The organism is Winkia neuii subsp. neuii DSM 8576, from assembly GCF_000420405.1.
GTDB classification, from domain to species: Bacteria; Actinomycetota; Actinomycetes; order Actinomycetales; family Actinomycetaceae; genus Winkia; species Winkia neuii.
Genome location: NZ_ATUW01000006.1, coordinates 138,071 through 164,823 on the forward strand (window position 1 = coordinate 138,071; position 26,753 = coordinate 164,823).

Annotated in this window: 21 protein-coding genes, 1 tRNA gene, 1 rRNA gene and 2 pseudogenes; 19 read left to right on the top strand and 6 right to left on the bottom strand. The window is 55.0% G+C overall.

The window, feature by feature from the left end; all coding sequences use genetic code 11:
- The first annotated feature begins 48 nt into the window (after window positions 1–48).
- The 5 genes from G437_RS0107185 to G437_RS0107205 all read left to right on the top strand — a co-directional run bounded on the left by G437_RS0107185 (window position 49) and on the right by G437_RS0107205 (window position 7,739).
- Complete coding sequence (locus G437_RS0107185) at window positions 49–741, top strand: ABC transporter ATP-binding protein (RefSeq protein WP_024331891.1); 693 nt, start codon at window positions 49–51, stop codon at window positions 739–741.
- Window positions 734–2,164 (top strand): FtsX-like permease family protein, encoded by a 1,431-nt coding sequence (locus G437_RS0107190; RefSeq protein ID WP_024331892.1) that lies wholly within the window; start codon window positions 734–736, stop codon window positions 2,162–2,164. The genes G437_RS0107185 and G437_RS0107190 overlap by 8 nt, the downstream gene beginning before the upstream one ends.
- A 38-nt stretch (window positions 2,165–2,202) precedes the next feature.
- Window positions 2,203–3,456 carry a formate-dependent phosphoribosylglycinamide formyltransferase gene (gene purT, locus G437_RS0107195; RefSeq protein WP_024331893.1) on the top strand — a complete coding sequence of 418 codons (1,254 nt, stop codon included), beginning with the start codon at window positions 2,203–2,205 and terminating at the stop codon, window positions 3,454–3,456.
- 97 nt (window positions 3,457–3,553) lie between these two features.
- Entirely contained in the window at window positions 3,554–7,549 is a 3,996-nt protein-coding gene (locus G437_RS0107200; RefSeq protein WP_024331894.1) for a hypothetical protein, read from the top strand.
- Entirely contained in the window at window positions 7,536–7,739 is a 204-nt protein-coding gene (locus tag G437_RS0107205; protein WP_081638932.1) for a hypothetical protein, read from the top strand. Before G437_RS0107200 ends, G437_RS0107205 begins: the two co-directional genes overlap by 14 nt.
- A 41-nt stretch (window positions 7,740–7,780) precedes the next feature.
- Here the strand turns inward: G437_RS0107205 and mscL are convergent, their stop codons facing one another.
- On the bottom strand, window positions 7,781–8,230 hold the full coding sequence (gene mscL / locus G437_RS0107210; RefSeq protein ID WP_024331896.1) for a large conductance mechanosensitive channel protein MscL: 450 nt from the start codon (window positions 8,228–8,230) through the stop codon (window positions 7,781–7,783).
- A 113-nt stretch (window positions 8,231–8,343) separates the two neighbouring features.
- A complete protein-coding gene (locus G437_RS0107215) occupies window positions 8,344–8,958 on the bottom strand; it encodes a 5-formyltetrahydrofolate cyclo-ligase (RefSeq protein ID WP_024331897.1) in 615 nt (204 codons plus the stop codon).
- Window positions 8,959–9,053: 95 nt separating this feature from the next.
- Here G437_RS0107215 and G437_RS0107220 point away from each other — a divergent pair, with 95 nt between their 5' ends.
- From G437_RS0107220 to G437_RS11655, 9 genes and pseudogenes are all read left to right on the top strand, one after another.
- A complete protein-coding gene (locus G437_RS0107220; RefSeq protein ID WP_024331898.1) occupies window positions 9,054–10,262 on the top strand; it encodes a molybdopterin molybdotransferase MoeA in 1,209 nt (402 codons plus the stop codon).
- 119 nt (window positions 10,263–10,381) lie between these two features.
- Entirely contained in the window at window positions 10,382–10,936 is a 555-nt protein-coding gene (locus G437_RS10590; protein ID WP_141739474.1) for a GNAT family N-acetyltransferase, read from the top strand.
- A gap of 320 nt (window positions 10,937–11,256) precedes the next feature.
- Window positions 11,257–12,009 carry a hypothetical protein gene (locus G437_RS0107230; protein WP_141739475.1) on the top strand — a complete coding sequence of 251 codons (753 nt, stop codon included), beginning with the start codon at window positions 11,257–11,259 and terminating at the stop codon, window positions 12,007–12,009.
- 113 nt (window positions 12,010–12,122) lie between these two features.
- Window positions 12,123–12,195: transfer RNA gene (locus tag G437_RS0107235), tRNA-Ala, on the top strand.
- Window positions 12,196–12,962: 767 nt separating this feature from the next.
- On the top strand, window positions 12,963–13,475 hold the full coding sequence (locus tag G437_RS0107240; protein ID WP_024331901.1) for a hypothetical protein: 513 nt from the start codon (window positions 12,963–12,965) through the stop codon (window positions 13,473–13,475).
- 11 nt (window positions 13,476–13,486) lie between these two features.
- Complete coding sequence (locus G437_RS0107245; protein ID WP_024331902.1) at window positions 13,487–13,813, top strand: hypothetical protein; 327 nt, start codon at window positions 13,487–13,489, stop codon at window positions 13,811–13,813.
- 1,070 nt (window positions 13,814–14,883) lie between these two features.
- Window positions 14,884–15,030 (top strand): hypothetical protein, encoded by a 147-nt coding sequence (locus tag G437_RS11585; protein WP_231782298.1) that lies wholly within the window; start codon window positions 14,884–14,886, stop codon window positions 15,028–15,030.
- Window positions 15,031–15,068: 38 nt separating this feature from the next.
- A pseudogene (locus tag G437_RS11650) lies at window positions 15,069–15,350 on the top strand (maltose acetyltransferase domain-containing protein); the annotation flags it as partial.
- 108 nt (window positions 15,351–15,458) lie between these two features.
- Window positions 15,459–15,552: pseudogene (locus G437_RS11655) on the top strand (DapH/DapD/GlmU-related protein); the annotation flags it as partial.
- A 79-nt stretch (window positions 15,553–15,631) separates the two neighbouring features.
- On the opposite strand, the gene G437_RS0107255 reads toward G437_RS11655, so the two are convergent.
- Both G437_RS0107255 and G437_RS0107260 read right to left on the bottom strand, forming a co-directional pair.
- Window positions 15,632–17,569, bottom strand: a complete 1,938-nt coding sequence (locus tag G437_RS0107255; RefSeq protein WP_024331904.1) for a glycoside hydrolase family 2 protein — start codon at window positions 17,567–17,569, stop codon at window positions 15,632–15,634.
- Window positions 17,570–17,626: 57 nt separating this feature from the next.
- Window positions 17,627–18,682 carry a LacI family DNA-binding transcriptional regulator gene (locus G437_RS0107260; RefSeq protein ID WP_024331905.1) on the bottom strand — a complete coding sequence of 352 codons (1,056 nt, stop codon included), beginning with the start codon at window positions 18,680–18,682 and terminating at the stop codon, window positions 17,627–17,629.
- Window positions 18,683–18,859: 177 nt separating this feature from the next.
- Here G437_RS0107260 and G437_RS0107265 point away from each other — a divergent pair, with 177 nt between their 5' ends.
- The 3 genes from G437_RS0107265 (at window position 18,860) to G437_RS0107275 (ending at window position 22,034) form a co-directional block, all read left to right on the top strand.
- A complete protein-coding gene (locus tag G437_RS0107265) occupies window positions 18,860–20,206 on the top strand; it encodes an extracellular solute-binding protein (protein WP_024331906.1) in 1,347 nt (448 codons plus the stop codon).
- A 116-nt stretch (window positions 20,207–20,322) separates the two neighbouring features.
- Window positions 20,323–21,099, top strand: coding sequence for a carbohydrate ABC transporter permease (locus G437_RS0107270; RefSeq protein ID WP_231782296.1), 777 nt, complete (start codon window positions 20,323–20,325; stop codon window positions 21,097–21,099).
- Entirely contained in the window at window positions 21,096–22,034 is a 939-nt protein-coding gene (locus tag G437_RS0107275) for a carbohydrate ABC transporter permease (RefSeq protein WP_024331908.1), read from the top strand. The genes G437_RS0107270 and G437_RS0107275 overlap by 4 nt, the downstream gene beginning before the upstream one ends.
- A gap of 76 nt (window positions 22,035–22,110) precedes the next feature.
- Here the strand turns inward: G437_RS0107275 and poxB are convergent, their stop codons facing one another.
- A complete protein-coding gene (poxB, locus tag G437_RS0107280) occupies window positions 22,111–23,835 on the bottom strand; it encodes a ubiquinone-dependent pyruvate dehydrogenase (protein ID WP_024331909.1) in 1,725 nt (574 codons plus the stop codon).
- Window positions 23,836–23,912: 77 nt separating this feature from the next.
- A complete protein-coding gene (locus G437_RS0107285) occupies window positions 23,913–24,890 on the bottom strand; it encodes an EamA family transporter (RefSeq protein ID WP_024331910.1) in 978 nt (325 codons plus the stop codon).
- A gap of 222 nt (window positions 24,891–25,112) precedes the next feature.
- On the opposite strand from G437_RS0107285, the gene G437_RS0107290 reads away from it, so the two are divergent.
- Complete coding sequence (locus G437_RS0107290; RefSeq protein ID WP_024331911.1) at window positions 25,113–26,201, top strand: alkene reductase; 1,089 nt, start codon at window positions 25,113–25,115, stop codon at window positions 26,199–26,201.
- A 421-nt stretch (window positions 26,202–26,622) separates the two neighbouring features.
- Window positions 26,623–26,753: ribosomal RNA gene (locus G437_RS0107300) — 16S ribosomal RNA — on the top strand; the annotation flags it as partial.

Below are 26,753 nucleotides of genomic sequence, written 5' to 3' on the forward strand. Positions count from 1 at the left end.
TAAAGCTCGCCCGATTTTTCCTGCGGTAGAACAGGGCAGAATGGAACTATGACTCAGACAATCCTCTCGGCCGAGCATTTGCAAAAAAGCTTCGGAAAGGTGCGCGCGCTAGCTGACGTTTCCCTGCAGGTCCAAAGTGGGCAGGCCGTGGCTGTAATGGGGCCTTCCGGATCCGGCAAATCCACTTTGTTGCACTGCCTTTCGGGCGTGCTCGTTCCCGATTCAGGTAGCGTCTATTTTGAGGGCGAAGATTTGGCCGGTCTTTCCGATTCGGCGCGTTCGGCCATTAGGTTGTCCGCGTTTGGCTTTGTTTTTCAAGACGGGGCGTTGCTCCCTGAGCTGCCGGCTAGGGAGAACGTGGCTTTGCCGTTGCAACTGCAGGGACTTTCGCGCCCGGAGGCACTAGAGAGGGCCATGGATACGCTTGCCAAACTTGGGGTAGATGAGGTTGCGTTGCGCCTACCCGGGGATATGTCGGGCGGGCAGGCCCAAAGAGTTGCGGTTGCCCGCGCAGTAGTTACACGACCAGCAATTATTTTTGCCGACGAGCCGACCGGCGCCCTCGACCAGCCCACAGGCCACGAAGTGATGCAAGTATTAACTGCCCTGGTGCGGATGATGGGGAGCGCTCTGGTTATGGTCACCCACGACGTAAACGTGGCCTCCTGGTGCGATCGGGTGATCGAGATTAGGGACGGATTGCTGCACTCTGATCAGTTAGTTGGGCGAAATGATGGCTAGGAGGAAAGGAGCCACGAACTTAGTTTCTATTACGTTCCAACTGGCTAAATATAGGCTCGAAAATCTTCGCGGGGAGGGCATTACTGTCGGGCTGACTATAGTGTCGTTTGCGATCGTGTCGGCCATAACGTATCTGGTGGCCACCGGCACCTACATGTTCTACCAACGCAGCGAGCATGCCGACCAATTCTTTGGCGACCTACAGCTTGGCAGTGCCGCTGCCTCCGCCTACGTGTTACTTTCGGCGCTAGCGCTCTCGCTGCTGCTCGGGCCCCTGGTCAATCTGGCCGGTTTAGCATCTGTGCTTGCGGCCACCTCGCGCGAGACCCGGCTGGCTGGAATGCGCCTACTTGGCGTATCAAATTGGGCAGTGATGCGCATTGCCGCGTTGGAAACTATGCTCCAAGCCGCCGCGGGGGCAGCAATTGGATTGCTGGCCGCCTTTTTGGCCTTACCCGCCCTCAAAAACCTTTCTTTTCAAGGCATCGCATTGTCATGGCAGGAAATGTTCATGCCCCCCGCCTACTACGGAGCCTGTGCGCTGGCCATAATATTGTTTTCTGGAGTGGCGGCGGTATTCGGGCTGCGCAGGGTCATAGTCTCGCCCCTGGGGGTAAGCAGAAAAGCTCTGCCACGGCGCCCTCGCCTGTGGCGGGTAGTGCTCTTGCTGACAGGGATAGGTGCCGCCTACGTGATCCCCGTTTGGTTCACCGAGGGGGGAATCTCGGTGGGAGTGGGACTAGTGATTGCCATCATCTTGCTCCTGGTGGCCGGTTTTTCAGCTGTAATGCCCCTGCTGCTGCGGCTGGTGGCTCGCATATTTACCGCGGCGAAAAACCCGGTAGTTTCCGTGGCCATGTGGCGCATAGTCGCTTCCCCACGGAACACCTGGAGAAGGGTTTCCGGGGTAGGCATACTTTCGTTCATAGCCGCCATTGCTGTCCTGCTACCCGCATCTATTCCTGGAATCGAAATTCCAAAAGAAGAGCGCTTCGTCCGAGCGGTCCTAATGGACGTGCGTGTGGGAGCCTTGCTGACTATCCTCTTCGGCTTCATACTGGCGGCAGGAGCAACCCTGCTCTCGTCCATGTCCCACGAATTCGAACACCTAAATCACTCCTACGCCCTCGCCCGCATGGGAGCGAAAGATTCGTTTGCCCTCAAGGTGTCGGCAGCCGAGGCAATAATCCCCGTTGCCGGCGTATGCCTTCTTGGCTACTTACTGGGGAGTATAAATGCGGGTCCGCTAGCGATTTTCTTCAATAGTGCGGGCACGCCGTTTAGAAGCGCCTCGCCTGTTCTATCGGCTCTGGTCGGTTTGGGAGTGGTTGTTGCGGGGATAGCGATGGTATCTTTGGCAACCGCCATAACGATTCCGATTCATCGTCAAATAATGGCAAGGCATAAGCGCAGGGCGGATTAGGGCCAAAGCAGGTGGGTGTGGCATGTACGATTCTTTATATGAACGCGAATCATTTTCCCCTCGTCTTACCCGCCAAAATACTGTTGCTCGGAAGTGGCGAACTCGGTAAAGAAATGGCCATCTCGCTGCAGCGCCTCGGTTGCACTGTAGTGGCCGCCGACTCCTACCCCGAGGCACCAGCAATGCAAGTAGCTCAGCAGAGCCACGTATTAGACATGACTGATGCCGCCCAGCTGCGCGACTTGTTGCGCGAGGTAAAACCCGACCTGGTAGTGCCCGAAGTGGAAAAACTCGCAGCCGGGGTACTGGAAGAATGGATGGAACAAAACCGGGGCCAAGACACTCTCGCCCCAGTGCGGGTGGTGCCGAACGCCCCTGCAGTGCAAGCCACCTTCGACCGTCGCTACATTCGCACTCTAGCCGCCGAAACGGCCGGGGTAGCCACCTCAAGGTACGGCTTCGCTAATTCCGCCTCTCAGCTGGGGGAGCTAGCCAATAAAATTGGCTACCCCTGCTTCGTGAAACCGACAATGTCGTCTTCGGGACACGGGCAGTCCCTAGTAACCGCTCCCGAGCAGGTAGAAGGGGCATGGAAGAAAGCCCAAAGTGATGCTCGGGCACAAAGCGACTGGGTGATCTGCGAAAGCAAAGTTAACTTTGACTACGAGATAACCCTGCTCACGGTCCGTCATCTGGACGCCCACGGGCAGGTGCAAACTAGCTTCTGCGCCCCTATCGGGCACACTCAATCGCGCGGCGACTACGTCGAAAGCTGGCAGCCTCACCAGATGGCTCCGAAGGTGCTAGCTAAGGCCCGCGAGGTGGCCAAGGCAGTAGTGGACGCGCTCGCGGCCGAAGCCCCGCAGTGGCAGGGGCCCACCCTAGGGGTGTTCGGGGTGGAACTATTCGTTGCCGGCGACGAGGTCATGTTCTCGGAACTGTCGCCCCGCCCTCACGACACTGGCATGGTTACTATGATCAGTCAGTACCACAGTGAATTCGATTTGCAGGCGAGGGCCATCTTGGGGTTGCCGTTGGACGTGTCTATCCGCAGGCCCGGGGCATCCGTTCCCATCAAGTCGCAGATCCGAACCGATTCTCCGCGTTACGAGGGCGTCGAAGAGGCCCTGGCTACAACGAACGGCACCAATGCGTGTGTGGACGTGCGCATCTTTGGCAAGCCGCAGGCTTACAACGACAGGCGCATGGGAGTGGCTATGGCTGTGGGGACCTCTACCGCTGAAGCCCGTGAGGCCGCCGGAGTGGCAGCCGCATCCGTCAAGGTGCGTTAGCGGCCCTGCCATTTTCCCAGGGCAATTTTGCGGTCTTTTTTAAGGCGCGCGCAGGCTGCGGCCTCGTGGGTTGTTTGGTCCTGGATATGGTGGAACAGTGAGCAAGAATGACAGGTTTTCTAAGCTGCGCCCGGGGCGCGGGCAAGAAAGGACTGGCTCTTCGCGTGGGGAGCTAGTAGAGGCCGCACTGCAAGATTGGACAGAGCAGCTGCGCCGCGAGGACTCTACTGCGCCCTCGTTACCTACGCTCGAGCTTTCGGCCGCCCATCCAACGGGGCTGGCTCAGCTCTATGCTGGGCGGCCAACGCGTCTTACGAACTTGGTGCGCGAACCCAATGCGTTGGCGCATGCGCGGATGCGCGCCCACGACCTTCTGGCTGCTCAAAATGAGCTCAGTTCTGGTCAGGGCGCGGTACCCATGCACCTGGGGGTGGGAACGGCCTCGTGGGCCGAAACTGCCCAGGGAACTTCTTCCGCTCACTCTGTCACGGCTCTGCTGCGTCCGCTCACAATGCAGCTTGCCGAGGACGACGATATTCTGCTCACGCTGCGCCCGGGGCTGATCCTGAATCAGGAATTGGCCCAGGCTTTGGAGCAAAAGGGATTGCGTCTGGATATTTCCCAGTTCGACAAGGCCGGGGATTTTTCGCCGCTGAACGCACTGCGGTTTTTGCGCGAGGCCGGGTCGTTGAACCTGGTTGGTTTCGACATGTACGAGTCGCTCACACTTGGCGTGTTTGTGAAGCCTGCCGATATTTTGACAGCTGATTTGCGTAAGCTCCGCGAACGCGCCGGCGAGTCTACGCTTGTTGCAGCATTGGCGGGGGACACCACTGCGCGCAGTGCGCTGGCGGTCCCTCTGGCGGATCCGATTCGCACTGACCGGGACCCGCACACCGAGCAAGGAGTGGGGCTTCTTGACCCGGTCCAGCACGACGCCCTCGACGCTGTCGCCGCTGGGCGGTCGCTGGTTTTGGATACCCCACCGGCGTCTGAGCGGGCTCAGACCATTGCTGCGATTTTGATCGACGCTGCTGCCTCCGGAAAACGCGTTTTGTATGTGCCGGGGGAACGCCGCGCAGGCACTGCACTAGTTGCCTACCTGCGCAAACTTGGCCTAGACGACCTTGTACTCGACCTCTCAGATAGTACCGAGTGGGATAGTAAGGGCGAGGCGGCACTGCGGCACGCGATCACAGTCGAGCCTAAGAAAACCCAGGACGCTGACCTGGTTGAAGAAATCCGCACCGAACTGTCCAACGTCCGCGAAAAACTTGGGGGTTATACTGCTGCATTGCATCGGCCTGAGCCGAATTGGGGTATTTCTCCCTACGACGCACTGCAGGTGCTCACCGATTTAACTGCGGGCAGTTCCGGCCCGCGCACTCGGGTGCGCTTTTCTAAAGAGCGTTTGGATAAGATTGCCGAGGACGGCGCAGCTGCTGCCCGAGAAGTTCTGCAAGAGGCTTCCCAACTGGGCATTTTCAAAGCTGGCAAGCAAACTAATCCCTGGCACGGGGCGGTTATTTCTGCTCCGGAGGCGGTTGCTGAAACAGTCGAATGCGTCCAACGCATTTCTATTCAGTCGCTGCCGCAGGTGCGCGCAAATATTGGGCGGGTAGCTCGCGAAACTGGACTAACTCAGGCCCACAACTTGGCCGATTGGGCGGAGCAGCTAGAATTGCTGTCCGGAGTGCGCGAATCTCTGGACGTGTTTATGCCCATGGTCTTTGAGCGTTCGGCCGCGGACATGATGATTGCTACGGCCTCTAAAGAGTGGCGCAAGGAACGCGCCCTCAATATGAAGGGCTCCACCCGAAGGCGCCTGGTAAAGCAGGCACGCGACATGGTGCGTCCGGGGGTGAAGGTCCAAGACTTGCATACAGAGCTTGCGCGGGTGCAGAATTTGCGCAGCATTTGGGCAGAACATGGCGACACGGCTGGTTGGCCTAAACTGCCTGGCGGGCTCGACGAGATGATCAATGTCAACCAGGCTCTGCGGGCAGATCTGAAGGCAATTGCTCCGTTCTTCTCTACGGTGCACGGGGATCTGACCAAGATGCCCGTCGACGATCTGGTGCGCCTAATGGATGCTTTGGCCCAAGATAAAGAGGGCGCCGCAAAGCTGCCTGATCGGGTTAAAGTGCTCAAGCGAATTAAGGGAATGGGGCTCGAAGAACTAGTTGACGATTTGCGCGAACGCCAGGTTCCCGACTATCTAATCCCCGCGGAGCTGGATCTGGCCTGGTGGGCTTCGGCCCTGTCCGTGATGCTTTCCGGAGACGAGAGGCTCGCGCACTACACCGGTAAGACGCTTGCTGGGCTCAGCACGCAGCTGCGCAATTTGGAACGTGAACAGGAGCGGTCACTGGTACCGCAGGCGCGCTTCAAGATCGCTCAACAGGTGCGTCGCAGGCTGCTAGACGATCGCGATCAGGCGGGGTTGTTATACGAGGCGCTTGGGCCGGACCGCGATCTGCCGCTGCCAAAGATTTTGTCGGACTATCCCATCTCTGCCTACGTGATGCCGATTAGGATTGTGCCGCCCGTGCAGGTGGCCTCTCTGCTGGACGCGAAGGCCAGGATTGACGTGGTTGTCCTCGATGGGGTTGAACGCCTTGAGGTAGCTCAGCTTTTGCCGGCCATTTGCCGCGCGAGCCAGGTTGTGGTTGCTGGGGACGTGCGTCGCAAACTCGGAGGGGCGGTAGCTGAAATAGCTAAGTTGTTGCCCCACATTACGGTTCCTCCTGCGTTGGCGCGCTCGAACGAAGCAGTTACGGAGTTTTTAGCTTCGCACGGTTACGGGCGGGACGTGTTTGCAGTTCCCGTGCCCCGGGCATCCTCGGCACTGAAACTGCACCTGGTCGACGGTCGCGGAATGCCTGCGCCCGGGCTTTCTGCTATAGAATCTTCGGCCGACGAGGTCGAAGCTGTTGTCGATTTGGTAATAGAACACGCGCTTTCGCGCAGCGACGAGTCTTTAGCTGTAATCACTTTGAATGCGCGTCACGCTCAGCGCATCCGCGAGGCAATTATTTCTGCGGTTGCGGATTCACCCGCAATAGATTCGTTCTTCAATCCGGCAAGTGCGGAACCGTTTGTCACCCTCGACGCGGCACACGCGGCCGGGTTGCGCCGCGACCGCATTATTTTGTCGGTCGGCTACGCCAAGACTCCACACGGGCGGGTGCTTCACGATTTTGGTGCAATTGGCGGGGCCTCCGGGCCGTCCTTGCTGGTGGATGCCCTTTCGGCGGTGCGGGGGGATTTGGACGTGGTAGCTTCCTTCGCCCCCCAGGATGTGGACAAGTCGCGTCTTTCTACCGAGGGCGCCCGCATGCTAGTTGATTTGATCGAGAGCGCACAGGAATCCGGCAAGGCGCTCTCTCCGATTCAGCTGGCGCAACTTTCAACGGAAGAGGAATCTGAGCCCGATCGCTTGCTCGTGGATTTAGCGGAGCGGCTCTACCGGCTAGGCCTCACCGTGTTGCCGAATTTGGGCAGTGCGCAAGGCGTGCGCATTCCGCTGGCCATTGGGCACCCGGCTTTCCCAGACGAATTGTTAGTCGCGGTGTTAACAGACAATGTTGCTTATGCCTCCGAACCCTCTTTGAGGCGTCGGGAACTGCTGCTGCCTGCTCGACTCGGTGAATTCGGGTGGGGCGTCTACATGGTTTACTCGACCGCCGTGTTTATGAACCCGCAGGCTGAGGCAGAAGCGATCTTGAATCTAGTGCTTGACATGGTCGACGACCTACAGGGGGAAACCGCGGTCTCGCCTGCGCCGGAACAATCGGAAGCGAAGACAGATGAGCTCGAAGTAGACGAGGCCGGAGAAGCTGTGGAGCCTGTTCCGGAGCGCAAAGACCCGCGGCCTCCGATTGCTCCCGGGCTGCCGCTCACTGCCTACGGCGACGATCAGTTAGACGAAATGGCCAAGTGGATTGCCTCCGACGGGCTTGACCGCACTGAATCTCAGATGGTCGCAGAATTGATTGCCCAGTTGCAATTGGTTCGCAGGGGAGCACAGGTGAATGCTGTGTTAGCTAATGTGGCGCGGCGAAATGGGGCACTTCCCGATGAAGAAAACTAAGAGGCGCCGCGCAGTTTTTGTTTCCGAGGCCGACAGGCGGCGTCTGGCTGAAGGGAAGACTCCCAGTTGGGACGAGGGCACAAACAGGCCCGACTATGTGAAGTTGGCACACGCTTCCCAAGACCACGGTGCTGGCGAAAACGATGCTCGCCTTATGGAAAACGTGCCGCCCCATTGGGGGCGGCAGTAAAAATGTGTTGGGACCCGCAGGCCCCAACACATACCTAGCTGTTAGATGTCTGCCCTGTGCCGACCTTCTGCGGGGCTGGAGGAGGCGGAGATATTCCGTTCAGTTGCCAGTAGGTCGCGAATTTCTGTAAGTAGTGCGGCCTCGTCGGAAATGGCAGCGTCTTCGACCTCTTCGCCTGCCTTGCGGCGGGCGGCAATCTTTTCGTTCAGCTTGTTCATGGGCAGAACAATAATGAAGTAGACGGCGGCTGCTATCAGCAAAAAGTTGATGACGGCAGTAATTAGTAGGCCGGGTTTGACCGTTGCCGACCCCAGGTGGAAGGCAGCCACGTCGTCGAAGTTTGGTTTGCCAACTAATCCGGCTATTAGCGGGTTGATTATGCCGTCGACGATAGCGTTGACGATTGCAGAAAACGCTCCCGCGATAACGACGCCAACAGCTAATTCGAGGGCGTTACCGCGCATTACGAATTCTTTGAAGCCCTGTAGCATTTTGCTCTCCTTTAATTGTAGGTTTCGCCTTTTAGTTTAGATGTGAAGCTATGGGCAAAAGTAGTCGGCAATGGGCTAATTTAGAATATTGCAACCGTTTAGTTATTTACTGTTCAGTTTAGGTAAAGCAATCCGGCGGGTGTTATTACGGCGTTGACTTTTTTATCGTGGCCGGCGGTGGGGAGGACGTCCTCGGCATCTGCGTATTCGTGGTTGTAAACAATCCCGCATATGCAAGCGTCTGGCGCCGCATTTTCGAGTACGTGGTCGTACCAGCCGCCTCCCTGCCCTAGTCGGTTTCCGGATCGATCTATGGAAAGCGCAGGGATGAAGAGGACTTTCGCCTGGGTGATTGCCCGCGGGTCTAGCACTTCGCCCGAGGGGGCAGGAGGCCGGCCGGGAGCGTGCACCTGCAGATCTTCACGGCCTCTGTACAAGGCCCAGGTGCGCGACAGCTTGGGCCCCAGCCGGGGAAGCAAGATCTTTTTCTGGGCTGCCCAGGCGGCATCTACCACAGCCATAATGTCTGGTTCAGAATTTACAGGAACGTAGGCTGCAAGGGTGTGGGCTCGCTCTAGTAGGGGGGTGGCCGCCCGCAATATTCCTGCGGCTGCTTCTGTTCTTTGCGCATTGGTGAGCTGTTTCCGTTTCGCCCGTACCTTAGCGCGGAGGGTGGACTTGGCTTCTTCAATATCTTCTTCGGCAACGGCGTCGAAGTTTTGTTCCATATCCATGTCTTTATCATTGCAGCTTTCGGCGCGCGAGCGGAGGCTGACGCTCCAAAACGGATAACGTTAAGGAAACTGTAACTTTAGGAGGCCGCGTGCGAACTGTCGCCCAACATTTAGAAGCTTGCTTGGCTCAGGTGGGCCCGCTGCCGCCATTAGAGGTGCAATTGCCCGACGCGGTGGGCTGCGTTCTAGCCGAGGACGTTAGTTCACCTTTTGATCTACCGGTTACCGACGTGTCGACGTTGGATGGGTATGCGGTGCGCAGTGTGGACGTAGCGGGGGCGGGTGCAGACGATCCCACCTACCTGCGTGTCATTGATGAGGTCAGAGCCGGTGACGTCGACCCTACTTCGGTCGTCGAGAATACGGCTGTGCGCATTGCTTCAGGAGCCCCGGTGCCGGCCGGCGCAGACGCGGTTGTCGATCTGGAAAATACTGATCGGGACGAGTCGAATGTGCAAATAAAGCATTTGGCCCTGCCTGGTCAGAATATTCGCCCTCGAGCTAGCGACGTAAAAGCCTATCAGCACGTTCTGCAGGAGGGGCAACGCATTGGGGCCCGGCAGATTGCGTTGCTTGCTGGGGTTGGGCGGCTGCGCGTGCTCGTGCACCCGCACCCGCGTGTGGTGGTGATGTCTATTGGCGACGAGCTTGTAGAACCTGGGCGCATTGCTTCGCCGGGGGCGGTTTTTGACGCAAATGGGCACGCTCTTGCTGCCGCAGTTGCCGATGCGGGAGCCGATACTTTTCGAGTAAATGCGGTTCCAGACGAGCATCGTATTTTGCGGCAGACTATAGAAGACCAACTGGTGAGGGCAGATTTGCTTATCACTACCGGCGGATTGTCTTACGGGGCAGGCGATACGGTCAAAGAGGTCCTCTCCCCTTTGGGTACGGTTCGTTTTGATTCTGTGGCAATTGCGCCCGGAAAACATATGGGGGTTGGCAAGGTTGAGGATACCCCGATTTTCTGCCTTCCGGGCGATCCAGTAACGGCTCAGATTTGCTACGAGGTGTTCGTCCGGCCGGCGTTGCGGTCCATGGCGGGTTGGTCTGATTTGTATCGGGATGCGGTTACTGCTCGCGTCGACTCGGGGTGGGCTTCCCCGGCGGGCAAGCGCGAATTTGTTCGGGTGGCCCTCAGTGGTGCGCCAGCTGAAGGGTACCAGGCGGCAGTGTGCGGTGACCCGCGCCAGCTGCTGCTTTCGAAACTTACCGAGGCGAACGCCCTCGCTGTTGTTCCCGAGGACGTAACCGAGGTAAGTGCTGGCGACGAGCTAGTTTGCATGGTGCTGGACTAGTGTTTGCCTTGGCTGACCGGGTTCGTCTAAGCCTGCGCAGGCCTTTAGATTTGGTCTCTGAAGGGTCTGATCTTGCACAGCTCACGAGCGCAAATTTGGGAACCTTTAGGCTCAAGCAAATGACTCAGGAGGATCACGTGCGGGTGGCGGAGTTACGCTACGGCGAACGCGAGTGGCTGGGGCCTTGGGAGGCTAGCGCTCCCGTTGGATACAGGGTTCAGGCTCCCACCTTTGCGCAGTACGTGGCTAACTGTAATAGGCAGATTTTGGAAGGCCGTATGCTTCCATTTCTTGTCGAGGGCGACGGAGCCCCGATGGGGCAGCTCACTATTTCCGATATCTCCAGGGCAGCTACGCAAAGTTGCGCTATCGGGTATTGGATTTCGCAGCGGTGGGCGAATATGGGGCTTATGACTTTGGCCGTGGCTATGGCTTTGGATTGCTGCTTTAGTGACCTAAATTTGCATCGGGCCGAGATTAATATTCGTCCCGAGAATGCGCGCTCGCTGGCAATTCCCCGCAAGCTGGGATTGCGCAACGAGGGGTTGCGCAAGAAATACATCTGCATTGATGGCACGTGGGCGGATCACGTCTCTTTTGCGGCCACGGTCGAGGATGCGGGTGCCGGATATGTGGCTCTACTTTTGCGCAATCGCCACAAGTCCTGTGGCTAATGTGAAAGTTGTGGCTGCTGATAATTGTGGTCGGAAAATAGTTGCAGAGTAATACGGCTCGCGGGGCGAGTTGACTGCTATCTGCTTCTTTCTTTCATAGATTTAACCGTGTGGAGTTTGGAGGTTTGGTTTTCGCGGCACTTGTGCTGGTCGTGCTCGGGTTTGTTTTCCCTAAGCTCGTCTTTTGGCGAATGGCAGTTAGCCAGGGTAACGAATCCGATCGCTATTCCGAAAAACTACAGGTCTTGAATACTCGGTACGTCAGGCACCACGGCCCGGGGGACAACGGCGGGAAGCTGTTCCCCCAACTAGGAGGCAAAATGAACAACAGCAGGTCTGAACTGGTCAATGCGCGAGCCCAGCGAGCCGCGCTGGTGGCCCGCAGGCATGCTGCCGCCCAACGCAGGGTGGCGGTCACCGCCCTCATGGTGGTGGCTCTGGTTGTGGTTTTGATTGTTGCGGCTAGCGGGGTCATTTCACTGCTGTGGGCACTGCTTCCCACGGCGGGAGTTGCAGGCGCCCTCTACTATTCGCGACAGAGCGTGGTGGCCGACCGCAAACGCGACGCTGCTGACTTGGAACGCATTCGCCACTTGAAGGAAGAAGCTCTGAAGAGCAACCGACCGGCTCCCAAGGCCAACAAGTCTTGGCGTCAGCTTTCTAGGCTCATCCAGTTCGATACGGGCGAAACTGATACTGAAAGTAGCCAGGAATCTGCTCGGGAGGTTCAGGCTGAACAGCAAAATAAAGACCGGGACGCTAAAGCTCAGGAGCAGGCGGGTTCTACCGCGCAGCCGGCCAAACGCCCACGTAAACATGCCACCGGCATGTCTTGGTCTCCAATGCCCGTGCCTGCGCCTACGCACAAGTTGAAGCCGCTTGTGCAGCCTCGCACGGTTGCGGTCGAGCACATGCGCGGCGATACTCCGGCAACGGGGGTTGCAGTCCCGTATAGGCCGCGGACAGTGCACAGGGTCGAAGCTGCGATGACTGCCGACGAGGTTGCCCGTACGGCGCTGGTGCGTATGGATGGCGACGATATGTTGGCTGCTCGTAGGGCGAACGCCTCGTAGCACAGGGCTGACAAGCATTAGCCGGTCGGGGTTTCTCGGCCGGCATTTTTGTGATCTTGGTGGCGGCAGTTGGAAACCGTTCGGCATTTAGTGCTAACCTATACGAGTCAAAAGGGGCTATGGCGCAGTTGGTAGCGCGTCTCGTTCGCAATGAGAAGGTCGGGGGTTCGAATCCCCCTAGCTCCACTGGTGTGATGTCCCGTGCCATAGGCTCGCCTGTGACACGGGATTTTTCACGTTTTAGGGCTAGATGTCCCAGGCCATATGTGCGGGCCATGTTCCGCGTGATGTGTCCGCTGAGGTGCCAGAGAGTGCAGTCTTATTGCCAGGTACCGTTGGGCAGGTTTTGTTTTCCACGTCCGGGTATGCGTGGATAGTATGGGCTTGGCAGTTCGGGTCTTGTGTGGCGAGCGTCTCCTGAGTTTGAGGATTTCCTTGATTGGAGTGGTTGGTTTCGCGCGGGAGGCTGGCTACGTTAAGGCAAACACGAGTTCGCCAGCACTACTAATATCCCGGCGTTCGTGCTCGTCTTTCCACCGGACAGCGCGGACGTTAAGTAGACGGTTGTGCCGTGACTCTGTATACCCGGCCTGGAAAACAAAAATCCACTGAAAAGATCGACGGCGTTGTAGCCACCACCCTGGCTCCTCACCGTGCGATTAGATTCGGCCTAGGGACGGCCAGCGAGAGGACATATCACCAACTCGGATTGCACGTACTCAAAATGTATTGCGGGGGTCGAAATTCTCTGATACGTTGTCCGGTGCAGGTTGGTACTTAGTACTTGAGGGTGATTGAGCATTACTAATTCTCCGCTATAAAGGAAAAGACAGATTTCACGCAAAACGGAAGGTCGCATTGTCGGGACACCCAGTTTTGTCGGTTTAGAGGTTCCTGAACAAAGGAATCCGGAAACTATCACTTATCTTGTGCGACTAGCAAGGAGGATGGCGATGAAAAATATTGAAAAACGCATATTTTCTGCTTTGAGTAGCGCAATTATTGTTGCTTTGCTGACTATTTCTGTTACTGGAACAGCGGAAGCTTGTACCTATCCTGCCTTTAATTATCAACCCAGTACTATTGGTCAGGGCGAAGCCAAACCAGATAAATTAACTGAGCAAGAATATGCAGAACTTATATTAGCCTTTGAAAATAGCGAGTGGGGCAAAAAGGCTCAGTCCTACGGGCAGGATCGTAGCGCTGGAACTGCGGTTATTAAAAAGGCGCTCAAATGGGCTTTGCATCATGAACGCGATATTGTAAAAGGCGTCGAAAGGTGGGTAGGTAAAGAACCAGCTCGGCGAGTGGAAAAAGTGATCTACGATATCAGTCCAACCCTACGAAGATTGCTTCGGTACGAGGACCTAGTTTGGCAAACGGTGCAAGACCAACTATCGCCAGTGATAGGTACAGATCTTGCTTATTGGGTAACTAAAGTAATCGAGTGGGTTGCTCCCGCATAGGAGGGGTTAAAATGAGTGGGCTTATCAGAGAAGAGATTGTACGTGAGTTACGCGTCGAAGTATCTTGGATCATTAATGCCATCGTAGAATTGAGTGACCATTTTGGGTTCTCCTCCTATGCTACGTGCTTGCTTCGGAATAGAGTGGAACCAGAAGAGGCTCGCTCCATTGAGCGCATTATCTTTACTAAATGGAAGAATCTTGAATCAACCTCTTTTGAGAATCTGCGTTCACTTATTAGCAACGATTTCACTGAGTCGACGCAAAAACCATGGGCTCTTTCGGATGAAGTGCTCCAAGAGCTTATAGATCTTAAGGTTACAGAACTAATGCCGTAGTGGCACGATCATGGTGTTGAATCAGGCGATCCGCTGGGGCAATAGCCCGAGTAGCGGTTCGGTGTACGATTCGCGTGTCGGTCTGGTGTTCTAGATTTTCTGAAACCGTACAGCTTGGTAAATCTTGGATAGAAAATTCTCTTGTCTCTAAGGGGAGGCCGTAGCCCAGTTTTCCCGTGCTGAGCAAGCCGCCAACAAAGAAGGTGGCACTACGAAAGGAAACATAATTGAAGTCGAAAATATCGAAAGCGCTTCTCGTTTCTGTGCTGTTGCATTAGCTTAGTATCGCCTGGTTCGCTAGCTGCCCATGCGAGTGAACCGGAAACAATACAAGTTTCGGTGGGCGATACTGCCCTTATTGCAGACTCCCCTCATCATCGTTGTCCTCGGCAGGAGAACCGATTCCCGTTCTCTAAATGGACGCGATAACTTATGAGCCTAGATTAGCTTGGGATGCAAAGATTGAGGTTTCACTGTCGAAGCCTGCATAAGAAGCGGCGAAGGCGTTTTACAATACCACGTTCCCAAAGTATCTGAAGCTTAAATGTAGAAAAGCTGGAAAAGTGTGGTCTTAACCCAGATGAACGACATTACGGCTATAGCTAAAGAAGCTGAGGATTATATTTCCTCTGAGCGGCTTGTTGATCCAATTGTCAGAGTCGTTGAGAATGATCCGTGATTGCGATTCTCAATGGATACATGCGAATCTTTATTCCTTAAGAACGTCGTCGATTTGGGCGATTAGTTCAAGTCTGAGTACGTACCGCTTCTAGGTGAGGGCTTGCGTAGTTGTTTCAATGGGCAGTGGAAGGAACAAACATGTACTACATGCGTTGGTGCAAAGATTTAAAACGTGCTTTGTGCGTACTCTCCACGTTCTCAGCATTACGACGCTGTATCTAATCTCCTTTGTCACGCCGCCGATATTACTGGCGAAACAACATAGCCGGCTTTCTTTAACTTTTCCGTCGACTGCCAGTAGATAACAAAACCCCACTAGTGGCTACAGCTTTCTATTCGGCCCCGCTTCCTCGGGTCGAACGTTCACTGAGTGCTCGGGGGCTATGTAAATGACCGCCGACTACTCCTGCGTGCGGAATCTGGCTGAGGTTATAGCCGGGCTTCCGCTGCGCATCTTCGACATAAGGATGGCGGTGGTAAGTAGTTCTGGGGGGCGCTGGTGCGACTGCTCTAGGGTTGAGTACGTGGATCGATAAAGTGGGGTGGAGGGGGAAACATGGACGAATACCAGAAGATGATTGCGGGCAAATGGTACGACGCGAATTACGACGAGCAGATTTTAGCTTTGCGAGCACACGCTGAAGAGCTGTGCTTTGAATTGAATAACCTGGCGCCGTCGAAGCAGCGGGAGCGGGCCCGGGTAGTTGACGAGCTTTTCTTGCAAGTGGGGCGAAATCTGGTGTTACTCTCGCCGGTTTATGCCGATTACGGGACCAGAACGCGTATTGGTGACGATGTATTTATTAACCACAATGCCTATTTCATGGACGGGGGCGGGATCACTATCGGTTCGAATTGTTTCATAGGTCCCGATTGTGGTTTTTATACTGCAGATCATGCGAGGTTGCCGGCCCAGCGCAAGGAAGGTTTAGAAAAGGCTAGTCCCATTGTCCTTGCGGACAACGTGTGGTTAGGGGCTAAGGTGTGCGTACTTCCTGGAGTCAGTATCGGCGAGGGCGCAATTGTGGGGGCTGGCTCAGTTGTGACAAAAGATATTCCTGCCCGAGTGGTTGCGGCGGGTAATCCTTGCCGCGTGCTGCGGCCCCTTGGCGAGGGCGACCAAGTAAAGTAGGGAGCCTAGCTTTCGTAGGCGGCGGGCCTGGCTTGTATTGCGCGGATCCTTTGCACGTCTAGTTTGAGGCTGCGGTCGAAAGCAACAATGCCGTTTTTCTCTTGGAATACGTCGGTTAGTTGGGTGTAGCAGTATCCGAAAGTCTGTGGCATATCGGCCAGCACGCCTACCAGGCCGGCGAAACGTTCGTAGAACTCTTCTAGCGTGCGAACGCGATCGCCGTAACCCCACGAGGCCGTCTGGTCATTGGCATGGGCCTGGGCCAGTGCTTCGTCCTCATTCCACCAGATACCTCCGAATTCCGAGATGAAAAAGGGCTGACCAGCGTAGGGGAGGGAAAAGTTACCGTCGGCAAAGGGCATCTGGTTGGGCGCTAATTCAACGCGATTTATGTAGGGGTTGCCGTCGGCGAGCCCAGATTGCTCTTTATAAAATGCTTTCGGATCCTGCTCGTAGGAGTGTGAATCGTAGATGTCGGCGTTTCTAACTCTGTGCGCGTATCCTGAAGCGTCGAGGACAGGGCGGGTTGGGTCGGCGAGCTTCGTTAGCTGGTACATTCCCTGGGTCACGTCGTCAAGTACTGTGATTCGATCGTGCAGAACCTGATGGGTTTCGTTTAGGGGACACCAGCCAATTATGGAGGGGTGGGAAATGTCGCGTTCCAGCACTTCTGTCCACTGGGTGAGGAAGGAAGCTGTGGGCTCCTGGTTGTAGCCCAGTGGGCCGCGTCCGGATACCCCCCAATCCCCGAATTCACCCCAGAGCAGGTATCCGTGCAAATCTGCCCAAAATAGCATCCGCTCTTCGAAAACTTTCTGGTGTAATCGCGCTCCATTGAAACCGGCAGCCAGGGCGATTCTAATGTCCCGTTTTATAGCTGCGTCGCAAGGTGCGGTCATTAGCGAGTCTGGCCAATAACCTTGATCCAGTACCAGGCGTTGGAAAGTCTTCTTGCCGTTAAGCAAGAATCTTTGTCCGTGTAGTGCTGTCGAACGGAGACCACAGTAAGAACTGACGCGGTCAAGAGGTCGGCCAGCGTCGTCTATTAATTGGGCGCTAACGGAATATAGTTGGGGATTGCCAACTTCCCACAGGCGCACGTGTTCTTTGGGGATAGCAATCTCGAGTTGGGCGGATAAGTCCGCCCTCACAGCAACGCGACGACGGGCAATAACCGCTGCCCCGGGGTTGGCGATCTCTATTTTTAAGGTGAGGCCGGGGGCGTTTGCCGATATGGGAACTACAAAGTTGAAACTTTCGTTTTCTACTGACGGAAAGATCCGAAGGGAACGAATGTGGACGTGAGGCACGGCCTCGAGCCATACTGTCTGCCAGATGCCAGTTGTGCGCGTGTACTGACAGTGAGTGGAATCGTACCAAGTCGCCTGTTTCCCCCGGGCCTGCGGGGCTATGCGGCTGTCGCGGGCTCTCACAACTATTTCTGCCGTCTGTCCGCCGCTGACGATTCCGTTTAGATCTGCGCTGAAGGGCGTGAAACCGCCCCGGTGGCGCGCGACCTCGGTGCCGTTTACCCAGACAGTAGCGTCGTGGTCGACTGCTCCAAAGTGCAAGATTGGGCGTAACTCGGTAGCTTTCCACGAGCTGGGGATAGTTACCTTTTTGCGATACCAGACCGCCTCCATGAAATCTCTGTTTTCTACTCCAGACAATTTCGATTCTGGAGCAAAAGGCACCGTAATGGTTCCTGAGAGCTTCCTTTGCAGAAGTCCCCGTTCACGGCCAGAGTCTGATGGATCAATTTCAAATTCCCATTCGCCGTTCAGGTTAATCCAAAGGCTACGGGCCAAGGTGGGACGCGGGTGTTCTGGTTTGGGAACGGTTTTATTCGTACGGGGAGGATCTAGTAGGGCAGCGAGCTCATCTGCCCTTGCAGTTAGTGACCGTATGGAAGCAAAATCAGCTATCTCGGAAGAGCCAGTCATGGTGTCCTAACTTCGTTGTTTAAGATACCCCCAGTCAACACCTTCTGGGCATTTATTTCAACGTGGGAATGTGGATTCGCGAATCTTCAGTTCGTGGGGGACCACAAGCTCCAGATTGGTCCCGACCGTAGAAGTTGAAGCCATGAGCGCGTCCCTTTTGAAAGCATCATCTTTTACGGCCGCGTAAAGGGCTGCAGAGGCGAGGCAAGTCAGATTGGGAGCAATGGTAGTTAGCGATGGCGTTGAAAAGTGAGCTTCCGGGATATTGTCCCAGCTTGCTACTAGTACGTCTTTGCCTACTTTTATGCCTCGCTCAGCAAATGCGCGCAGAGCTCCCAAGGCAAGTAGATCGTTCGCGGCGATTACGGCGTCAACGGCAGGGGCGCCATCTGCCTGCTCCAGTAGTCTCATGGTTTGGCTGTAGCCTTCCGACCTAGTCCACTTTTCAGTGGTAATGAACAGGTCCCCGTCTAGTTGGCCTTGGGAAAATAGTAGGGCGGCGCGCACTCCTGCAAATCTCTCGGATCCGGTCGAAGTTACTCCCGACTGAGCTCCCAAAAAGGCTATTTTTCGTGCGCCTCGCTCTAGAACGTGCCGCACAAGGTCTACTGCGGAGGCAGTGTTGTCGATCGAAACATGGCTAACTGGACCGTTCTCTACTACCGCCTCGCCCAGTAATACAACTGGAATTTCATGGTGGTGGCTAAGAAGTCTGCTTGTTTCAGCAAGCATGGGTGACATGATCAGAGCATCGACTGAATGCGACAGTTTTCCCTCAGCATACTTGCGCTCTATTTCACCGCGGGCCCCGCTCAGGGCTATCTCTACGGTGTAGTCGGCCTCGTGGGCGAGATAGTGGAAGGTTTCTGCTAGTTCAGCAAAATACGGATTAGTTAGATGGGGAATTACCAAGGCAATAGTCCGAGTTGAACTGCCGCGAATGTCGCGAGCAGAATGGTTGGGGACGTAACCTAACTCCTCTATTGCTTTTAGCACCCTCTCTCGGGTTTGAGGGCGTACACACGTCCGTCCGTGCACTACGTTAGAAACGGTCTTCCAAGACACTTTTGCGTGCACAGCAACGTCTTTTATAGTCGCTCTTTTTGCTCTCAACTATGCTCCTATTGGCGAGGGCCTGCAGGCCGTGCGACAGTTTGCGTCGGGCGAGCCTGGCTAATTAATTATTTGACCTGCCTGGTTCATAGTGCAATACTCTCACGTGAGAATTAGTTTTTAAATTCTATTCCTTCACGCCGGTCAAAGATGACCAGGAAGGTGACATGGTAAGCCATGGCGCAAAAGCATTTGCGGCACGAATTGGGAATGACTCGACGCTCCTTTCTACAGGGGAGCGCTTTGGCTCTGCTCGGACTGGGGCTCGGAGGCGTTACTTCCTCGCTGGGGCTATCCGGCTGCTCAGCTAATAGGCGGGTACAGGACAGTGTTGCCGTTTGGGACCTATTTAGCGGAGCCGACGGTGAAAATACCAGGTCTATGATCGCTTCGATAATGGAGCATAACCCCTCTCTAAAAATTGAGCCCACCACCTTGAGCTGGGGAAATCCCTATTACACGAAACTTGCGATGGCAGCTTCTTCGGAGGCGCCACCGTCTACTGCTATCATGCATGTTTCCCGCATGCCGGGATTCGCGCCAGGAGGCCTGATAGAGCCCTGGGACATGGCCTTATTTGAAGAGTTTGGAGTAGATTCAACCAAGTTTACGGAGGCGCTATTTAGTGCTGGCCAGTATGCCGGCAAACAATTCGCGATACCGCTGGATACCCACCCTTTTATTACTTTTTATGACCGTGATGTAGCGGATAAAGCAGGGGTGCTTCGCTCCGATGGAAGCTTAGCCATTGACTCTGCAGAGGCGATGTACGAAGCAGGAGTAAAGATGGGCGAAATTGTGGGTGGCGCTGGCATAGCATTCGGCTACTTGCTAGATACGGCGCAAGCTTGGCGGCTGTTTTGGGGGCTCTATAACCAGACGGGCGGGGAATACAACTTTGAGGCAGGTACAAAAGCTGAACTAGACGTGGACAAGGCGGCTGTTGTGGTGCAGGCCATCCGTCACTGGATGGATGGAAAATGCATGGCAGCAGACCAAGATTACGCCGGAGGGCTCTCTGCATTCGACGGGGGAAGAAATGCGATGATTCTTTCTGGAGTGTGGGAATTGAACGGCTTTCGAGAAAATGTGCCTGCATTAGCCGCCTCCCCAATGCCAACCATGTTTGGCCATCCTGCTAACTACGCAGATTCTCACACCTACGTATTTCCAACTAATAGGCGTATGAACGAGACCCTGAAAAAGAAGACTTACGAGTTTGTTGCCTCAATGCTGAAGCTTGGTGACAGGTGGGGCAGCGCTGGACACATTCCCGGTTATCTTCCTTCGCAGAAAAAGCCCGGTTACAAGGGCTTGGAGTTGCAAAACGAGTATTCGCAGGCTGCGCAGACTGTCGTATTTGATCCGCCGGTCTGGTACGCAGGTGCGGGCACAGATTTTCAGAATCGAGTATGTCAGCATCTTATCGAAGGGTTCAGGGGCTCTGTAGAGCCTAAGCGCGCGGTAGAGAACCTGCTCGACACCGTAACCGCAATTGCTAAACAGCCGAATCCCACGAATTAGGAGGCATGATGAGGCCGCATTCGAAACTCGCCTCGAAGGGAGCAGGTTGGTTTGTCCTTCCCTACATGGTCTTGTTTGCGCTTTTTCTTATAGTGCCGATCCTGTGGGGGGTTTGGATGAGTTTTACAAACCAATCACTGGCGGCGAGGCACTCAGAATTCGTTGGGCTAGCAAACTATGTTGAGGCACTGACGGCACCCGAGATGTGGCAGAGTCTGGGCAATACCGTGTTCTTCACGGTCATTTCTACTGTGCCTTTGATTGTTGTGTCATTCCTCTTGGCATACCTGGTAGTTGCCGGGCTACCCGGGCAGTGGCTATGGCGCCTGAGTTTTTTCACCCCCTACTTACTGCCAGTTTCTGTAGTGACTGCAATGTGGGGCGTAATGTTTGCCAATGATTTCGGCTTCATCAATGGGATACTGCAACATCTGAATGTTGCCCAGATAGGTTGGTTGAGTGATAAGCACGTAGCGATGTGGGCTATTGCTCTGACTACTGTGTGGTGGACCGTCGGATTCAACTTTTTGTTGTACTTGTCGGCCCTTCAAAATATTCCCGATCAGGTATACGAAGCGGCCCAAATCGACGGGGCAGGCCCATGGCGCCGGCTAGTGTCAGTGACTTTACCCATCGTCAGGCCTACAACGGTGATGGTCATTTTGCTACAGATACTTGCATCGCTGAAAGTGTTCGACCAAATATTCCTGCTTACCGCGGGAGGCCCTGATGGAGCCACGCGTTCAATAATCCAGTACATATACGACGTGGGCTTTAGTGGCTACAGGGTCGGATACGCCTCAGCGGTTTCGTACATCTTTTTTGCCATCGTCGTAGGCATATCCCTCTTCCAGATGGTAGCGGTTAGCCACAGTAGGCAGGAGCAGAAATGAGCACTACTGAAAGTTTGTCTACACCAAAGGGCAGTTCCTTGAGCAAACGGGGCGCTAGTCGCCAGGAGCGAGCAGCCGACAATGCCAAAGCCCGTTCTCTTCTCCTCGGCAATAACAAGGGAGTACGAATTGGCGCCTTCGCAGCGTTGGCGGTTGCGGCACTGGCCTGGGCAATCCCGGTATTGTTCGCACTACAGCTGTCGCTGAAACACGAGGCCGATGCTTCGGCCGCTCCACTTGCCTTCTGGCCTTCAAAAGGCTGGACTTTAGACAATTATCTTGCGGTATTTCGAGGCGGGGACATCCCCCTTTGGCTGTGGAATTCTCTAGTCGTCGCCACTGTAGTTACTGTGATTACCCTGCTAATTTCCGTACCAGCAGCCTACGTATTCTCGAGGGCTACCTTTCCAGGAAAAAAGTTTTGCTACGGACTAACTGTCGCAGCAATCATGGTGCCACCTCAGATCCTAATTGTTCCCTTGTTTGAGCAAATGAAGTTCCTGAAGCTGACCGATACTCTCGCCGGTGTAGCACTGCCACAGGTAGTGGCGCCGCTGATGGTGATTGTGCTTAAGAACTTTTTCGACCAACTGCCGCTTGAGCTAGAGGAATCCGCAAGATTGGAGGGAGCTTCAAGAATGAAGATCCTCACTTCGATAATATTGCCGCTATCTAGATCAATAATCGTGGCTGTTGCGATCTTCGTCTTTATTGGCTGCTGGAACAACTTTTTGTGGCCATTTATCATTACCAACTCGCCAAAGCTGATGACCATTCCAGTGGGCTTGGGAACGGTCAAGAATGCCTATGGCGTCCAGTATGCACAGGGGATGGCAAGTGCTGTAATTGGTGCCCTGCCGCTGGTAATCGTCTTTATCTTGTTCCAACGCCAAATCGTCAAGGGCTTTGCTACCACCGGAATGGGTGGGCAATAACCCAGTTACCAGGCGGTTTATAGGTGTGGGGGCGTCCTGCAACGCAGGACGCCCCCACACCAACGAGCCCTTCAATCTAGAACAGGTTCGGCAGCTGCCTAATGTTGGTCTTAGCCATATCGATAAGCTCTGCGCCGCGACCCGAAAGAACAGTGCGCATGGCGTAGAGGCTAAATCCCTTCATCTGATCAAGGTCGATAGACGGCGGAATAGTAAGCTCCTGCCGATCTGTTACTACGTCAAGGATGGCCGGGCCCTTGTGGGCCAAGAATTCCTTCACTGTCTTCTCCAGATCCTTAGCCTTTTCGACACGGTATCCCTTAATGTCGCAGGCCTCGGCGATATTCGCAAAATTCGGATCGGACAGGTCGGTAGCGTAGTTCACGAAACCAGCCGACTTCATTTCCAGCTCTACGAAGTTCAGTGAGGAATTGTTGAAGACGACGATCTTAACTGGTAGTCCATCTTGCTTCAGCGTGAGCAGATCACCCATCAGCATCGAAAGACCGCCGTCGCCAGACATGGAAATAACCTGGCGATCCGGGTAGGCAGCCTGCGCCCCCATCCCCATGGGAAGTCCATTTGCCATAGAGCCATGGTTGAACGAGCCGATAATGCGGCGCTTGCCGTTCACGTCAATGTAGCGGGCAGCCCAGATGACCGGGGAGCCTACATCCGGGACAAAGACGGCATCGTCGTCTGCGTAGCGATTCAGAAGCTCTGCGAGGTATTGAGGGTGAATCTTGCCGCGGGAAGGCTTAGCTAGGGACATCAAATCCTTAGTTGCTTCCTTGTAATCCTTTTGCATCTTCTTCAAGTGCTTGGAGGACCGGCCAATCTTGATGAGCTTTTCTAGTTCGGGAGCGGTGTCTTTTACCGTGCCCACGAGCGGTACATCCACTTTGGTGCGACGGCCGATATGATCTCCGGCAATGTCTACCTGAATAACCTTAGCGTTCTTGGGATAGAACTGCCTGTAGGGAAGGTCGGCGCCGAGCATTAGCAGAGTGTCGCACTCGGTCATGGCGTTGTAGCCGGAAGTAAACCCCAACAACCCGGTCATGCCCACGTCATAGGGATTGTCATAGGCAACCCATTCTTTACCGCGCATGGTGTGCACCATTGGAGCCTGCAAGGCCTCCGCCAAAGACACCAACTCGTCGTGTGCGCCCTCGCAACCGGCCCCGGCCAAAATCGAAACCTTCTTGGAGTGATTCAGGATTTCGGCAGCCTTCTCGAGGCTTTCCTCAGCGGGAATGGCGCGGGTGGGGGAGTGGTACACAGCTTCGGGGCCGCCCTTTACCTCAGCCTGCAAAATATTGCCGGGAATGACCAGCACGGCGACACCTTTTTTGTCGAGGGCGGCGCGCATTGCAACCCGCAGGATACGCGGCATTTGTGCTGGATTAGAAACCAATTCGCAGTACACAGAGCATTCCTGGAACAGGTTCTCGGGATGGGTTTCCTGGAAGTACTGGCCGCCAATTTCGTCGTGTGGAATGTGAGCGGCGATAGCCAGGACGGGTTGGCGGGACCGGTTAGCGTCAAATAAACCGTTAATTAGGTGAAGGTTTCCCGGACCGCAAGAGCCAACTGTTACTGCGAGCTTGCCAGTGACGGCAGCTTCAGCACCGGCGGCGAAAGCGCCGGCCTCCTCGTGGCGAACCGGAACCCAACCAATTCCGTCGGTAAGACGGATAGCATCGGTAAGCGCGTTCAAAGAATCCCCTGCTACGCCCCATACCTTTGAAACACCGCTAGCTTTTAAGCTGGCGACAATATTTTCTGCGACAGACGCCATCAATACCTCATTCCGAAAAACTTTATCTGCGGTTAAAGTCTAAACGTCTCCGCGTCTATTTCGTAGCTCTGGTGGCCTTAATCATCTTTTCGTTTCTGCCTGCGAAGATGAGGCTTTTTGGGCAAATGTAGGCGACTTTTCTTTTTAGGCATCAGCGCATTTTCGTCTGCTAGCAGTTCGGTAACATTTTGTTTGGTCGAGGCCTCGGGATCGCGCGCAGCATTTTGTTGTGAACCAGCCCCCGCAATGACTACTACGACTACGCCTAGAGCCTGTAGCCAGTTGGGAATTTGGCCGAGTATTATTACGCCGATAATTATGCTCACCGCAGGTTCAAGGGAGGTGAGGGTACCGAAGGCCGTCGGATTCATCCGCCGCAGGGCCATCATTTCGACTGCAAAGGGGATCACCGGGTGTAAAAGTGCGATACCGAAGGCAAAAGCGACCATCTGCAGATCGAAGTGGCTGATGATCGCCCGTGCGCCAACTGCCCCTGCAACTAACGAGGCGATGGGTACCGTAATCGTCAGTGCACTTAGGCCAGTAAAACGGTCACCTATTTTCTGGGTTAGCAAAATGTAGGTACCCCAGCACACCCCGGCGCAGGCTGCCATTAGGACGCCTGTTAGGTTGAAAGCGCTGGACCAGGGTTGAGTCATGGCTATAACGCCCGCGAATGCCAAAAATAGCCATCCCACAGGTTTCAGTGAGCGAGAGCGCATCGCCGCCACCGTAAGCGGTCCCAAATATTCGATTGCCACGGCTGTTCCCAGATTTATATAGGGCAAGGCCAAGATGAATAGTGTGGTCATCGAGCCGGTGGCCAGGCCGAGGCCTATTAGGGGGAGGACGTCTTTCTTGCGTATTGCTCGTAGTGGAGGCCTAGCTATGATCCAAAAAATAATTGTGCCAGCCACAAGGCGCATCCAGGCAACCCCGCCTGCGCTGTAGCGGTCGATCAAACCGACAGATAGGGCGGAACCAATTTGTACCGAAACCATGCCAGTTACTGCCATGGACCACGCGGGAGGGGTTATTTGTGGTTTTGTGGTCACCGATTTACTCCATTCGACCATTTAGATGGGGATCTTTAGTAAACATTTCGCACATTTTTCTTCGGGATGCAAATACCTGTTTGTGCAGTACAAGGCCGCACTTGGGGGCTTGGGCTAACTGTGCAGTTCTCTATGTGAGATAAATGTAGTAAATACGTTGATTTTGGAAGAAGTTAAGGAAGTGTTTACGCTGGTGCTCCAAAATACCGGCAGGAGGTTTTTATGCTCGATACCGCACCACTTTTCACCCCGCTTACTTTGGGGGCCCTAAAACTAAAAAACAGGCTTGTTATGGCTCCCCTTACCCGTTTACGTACGGGTGACGAGGGCGTTCCCGGGCCGCTACTCGCCGACTACTATTCCCAGCGCGCTTCCCTGGGCATGATTGTCGCGGAGGGGACCTGGCCCACTTTGGAGGGGCGTACCTGGTATGGCCAGCCCGGCATTGCTAATCGGGAACAGATTGAGGGGTGGAAGAAGGTAACCGAGGCGGTGCATGAGCGCGGAGGCGTAATCGTTTTGCAACTCATGCACGGCGGGCGGGTTTCCCACCCCGAGATCACGGGCACCGGGCGAACTGTATCTGCATCCGATGTGCCGCTAGATGGGCCGGTGCGGGTAAAGTCCGGCAAGGTGGTGCCGCCTGCGCCGCAGGGGCTGTCTGCAGCCGAGGTGAAATCTGTTATTGACGATTTTGTTCAGGCTGCCAAGAACGCGATCGCTGCCGGGATGGACGGGGTGCAGTTACATGGGGCGAACGGGTATCTGATACATCAGTTCTTCGCCCCTACTACTAATAAGCGTTCTGATGCATACGGTGGTTCCCCGAAGAAGAGGGCACGTTTCGCTATCGAGGTCACCCAGGCTGTTTCCGAGGCGATCGGTGCGGATAGGGTCGGGGTGCGCCTGTCTCCGGAGCATGATGTGCAAGGAGTCATCGAGGCCGATCGCGAAGCTACCATGGCCACTTACGCGGAATATGCCTTGGCCGTAGAAAAAGAGGGGCTCGCATTTTTGGATGTGATCTACCGCGACCCGAGTTCTGATTTAGTACAAAAAATTCGGAATGAGTCTGGCTGTGGTCTGGTATTGAACAACGGCTTCGACACGGTCACTACAGTCGAGGAAGCCCTGAAAATTGTTGCCGCCGGTTACGCGGATGCGGTAGGGGTGGGGCGGGCTGCCCTAGCTAATCCGGATCTAGCGAAGCGCTGGCGCGAGGGGCTGGAACTCAACGAGCCGGTCCAGTCCACTTTCTATGCAAAAGGTGCTGAGGGATATACGGATTACCCTTTCTACGAACAGAAGTGAGCTGCAATTAATCGATTTGTTGGCCGCCCCACATTGCAAAATGTGTGGGCGGCAACGTTTTTCCATAAAGGCGTTGACGAAACTATTTTCCGCGAAATACTTTTCCGCACTATTGCAAGGCTCTTGGTATAAAGCGGGGATATGTGGGCAGCGTCACCGCAAAATAGTTTGCGTTTGAGGGGCGCACCTGCCTAAAGTATTTCTCGTTGCGCCGGACAGGAGCCGGCGAGACGGGCCCCCAGGTGGCTGGCTGTTTTGGTTGGTTGTTTGGTGTGGTGGGGTTGTTTTTGTTCTCGATAGTGTGTTTTTGTTTTTTGCTCTTTTTTGCGTGTGGGCTTTGCACTTCTTTTTTGGTTGTGTGAGTCTGTTTTTTGTTTTTTTGGTTGGGATTGCCCTTTTTTGGGTGTTTTCTGAATGTTTTTGTTTGGAGAGTTTGATCCTGGCTCAGGACGAACGCTGGCGGCGTGCTTAACACATGCAAGTCGAACGGGATCCATTGGTGCTTGCACTTTTGGTGAGAGTGGCGAACGGGTGAGTAACACGTGAGTAACC

Bases quoted from the DNA above. Each gene is read 5' to 3' on its own strand.
- G437_RS0107185 (WP_024331891.1), top strand. From the start codon at position 49: ATGACTCAGACAATCCTCTCGGCCGAGCATTTGCAAAAAAGCTTCGGA.
- G437_RS0107190 (WP_024331892.1), top strand. From the start codon at position 734: ATGGCTAGGAGGAAAGGAGCCACGAACTTAGTTTCTATTACGTTCCAA.
- purT (WP_024331893.1), top strand. From the start codon at position 2,203: ATGAACGCGAATCATTTTCCCCTCGTCTTACCCGCCAAAATACTGTTG.
- G437_RS0107205 (WP_081638932.1), top strand. From the start codon at position 7,536: ATGAAGAAAACTAAGAGGCGCCGCGCAGTTTTTGTTTCCGAGGCCGAC.
- mscL (WP_024331896.1), bottom strand. From the start codon at position 8,230: ATGCTACAGGGCTTCAAAGAATTCGTAATGCGCGGTAACGCCCTCGAA.
- G437_RS0107215 (WP_024331897.1), bottom strand. From the start codon at position 8,958: ATGGAACAAAACTTCGACGCCGTTGCCGAAGAAGATATTGAAGAAGCC.
- G437_RS10590 (WP_141739474.1), top strand. From the start codon at position 10,382: ATGACTCAGGAGGATCACGTGCGGGTGGCGGAGTTACGCTACGGCGAA.
- G437_RS0107230 (WP_141739475.1), top strand. From the start codon at position 11,257: ATGAACAACAGCAGGTCTGAACTGGTCAATGCGCGAGCCCAGCGAGCC.
- G437_RS0107240 (WP_024331901.1), top strand. From the start codon at position 12,963: ATGAAAAATATTGAAAAACGCATATTTTCTGCTTTGAGTAGCGCAATT.
- G437_RS0107245 (WP_024331902.1), top strand. From the start codon at position 13,487: ATGAGTGGGCTTATCAGAGAAGAGATTGTACGTGAGTTACGCGTCGAA.
- G437_RS11585 (WP_231782298.1), top strand. From the start codon at position 14,884: ATGACCGCCGACTACTCCTGCGTGCGGAATCTGGCTGAGGTTATAGCC.
- G437_RS0107255 (WP_024331904.1), bottom strand. From the start codon at position 17,569: ATGACTGGCTCTTCCGAGATAGCTGATTTTGCTTCCATACGGTCACTA.
- G437_RS0107265 (WP_024331906.1), top strand. From the start codon at position 18,860: ATGGCGCAAAAGCATTTGCGGCACGAATTGGGAATGACTCGACGCTCC.
- G437_RS0107270 (WP_231782296.1), top strand. From the start codon at position 20,323: ATGAGTTTTACAAACCAATCACTGGCGGCGAGGCACTCAGAATTCGTT.
- G437_RS0107275 (WP_024331908.1), top strand. From the start codon at position 21,096: ATGAGCACTACTGAAAGTTTGTCTACACCAAAGGGCAGTTCCTTGAGC.
- poxB (WP_024331909.1), bottom strand. From the start codon at position 23,835: ATGGCGTCTGTCGCAGAAAATATTGTCGCCAGCTTAAAAGCTAGCGGT.
- G437_RS0107290 (WP_024331911.1), top strand. From the start codon at position 25,113: ATGCTCGATACCGCACCACTTTTCACCCCGCTTACTTTGGGGGCCCTA.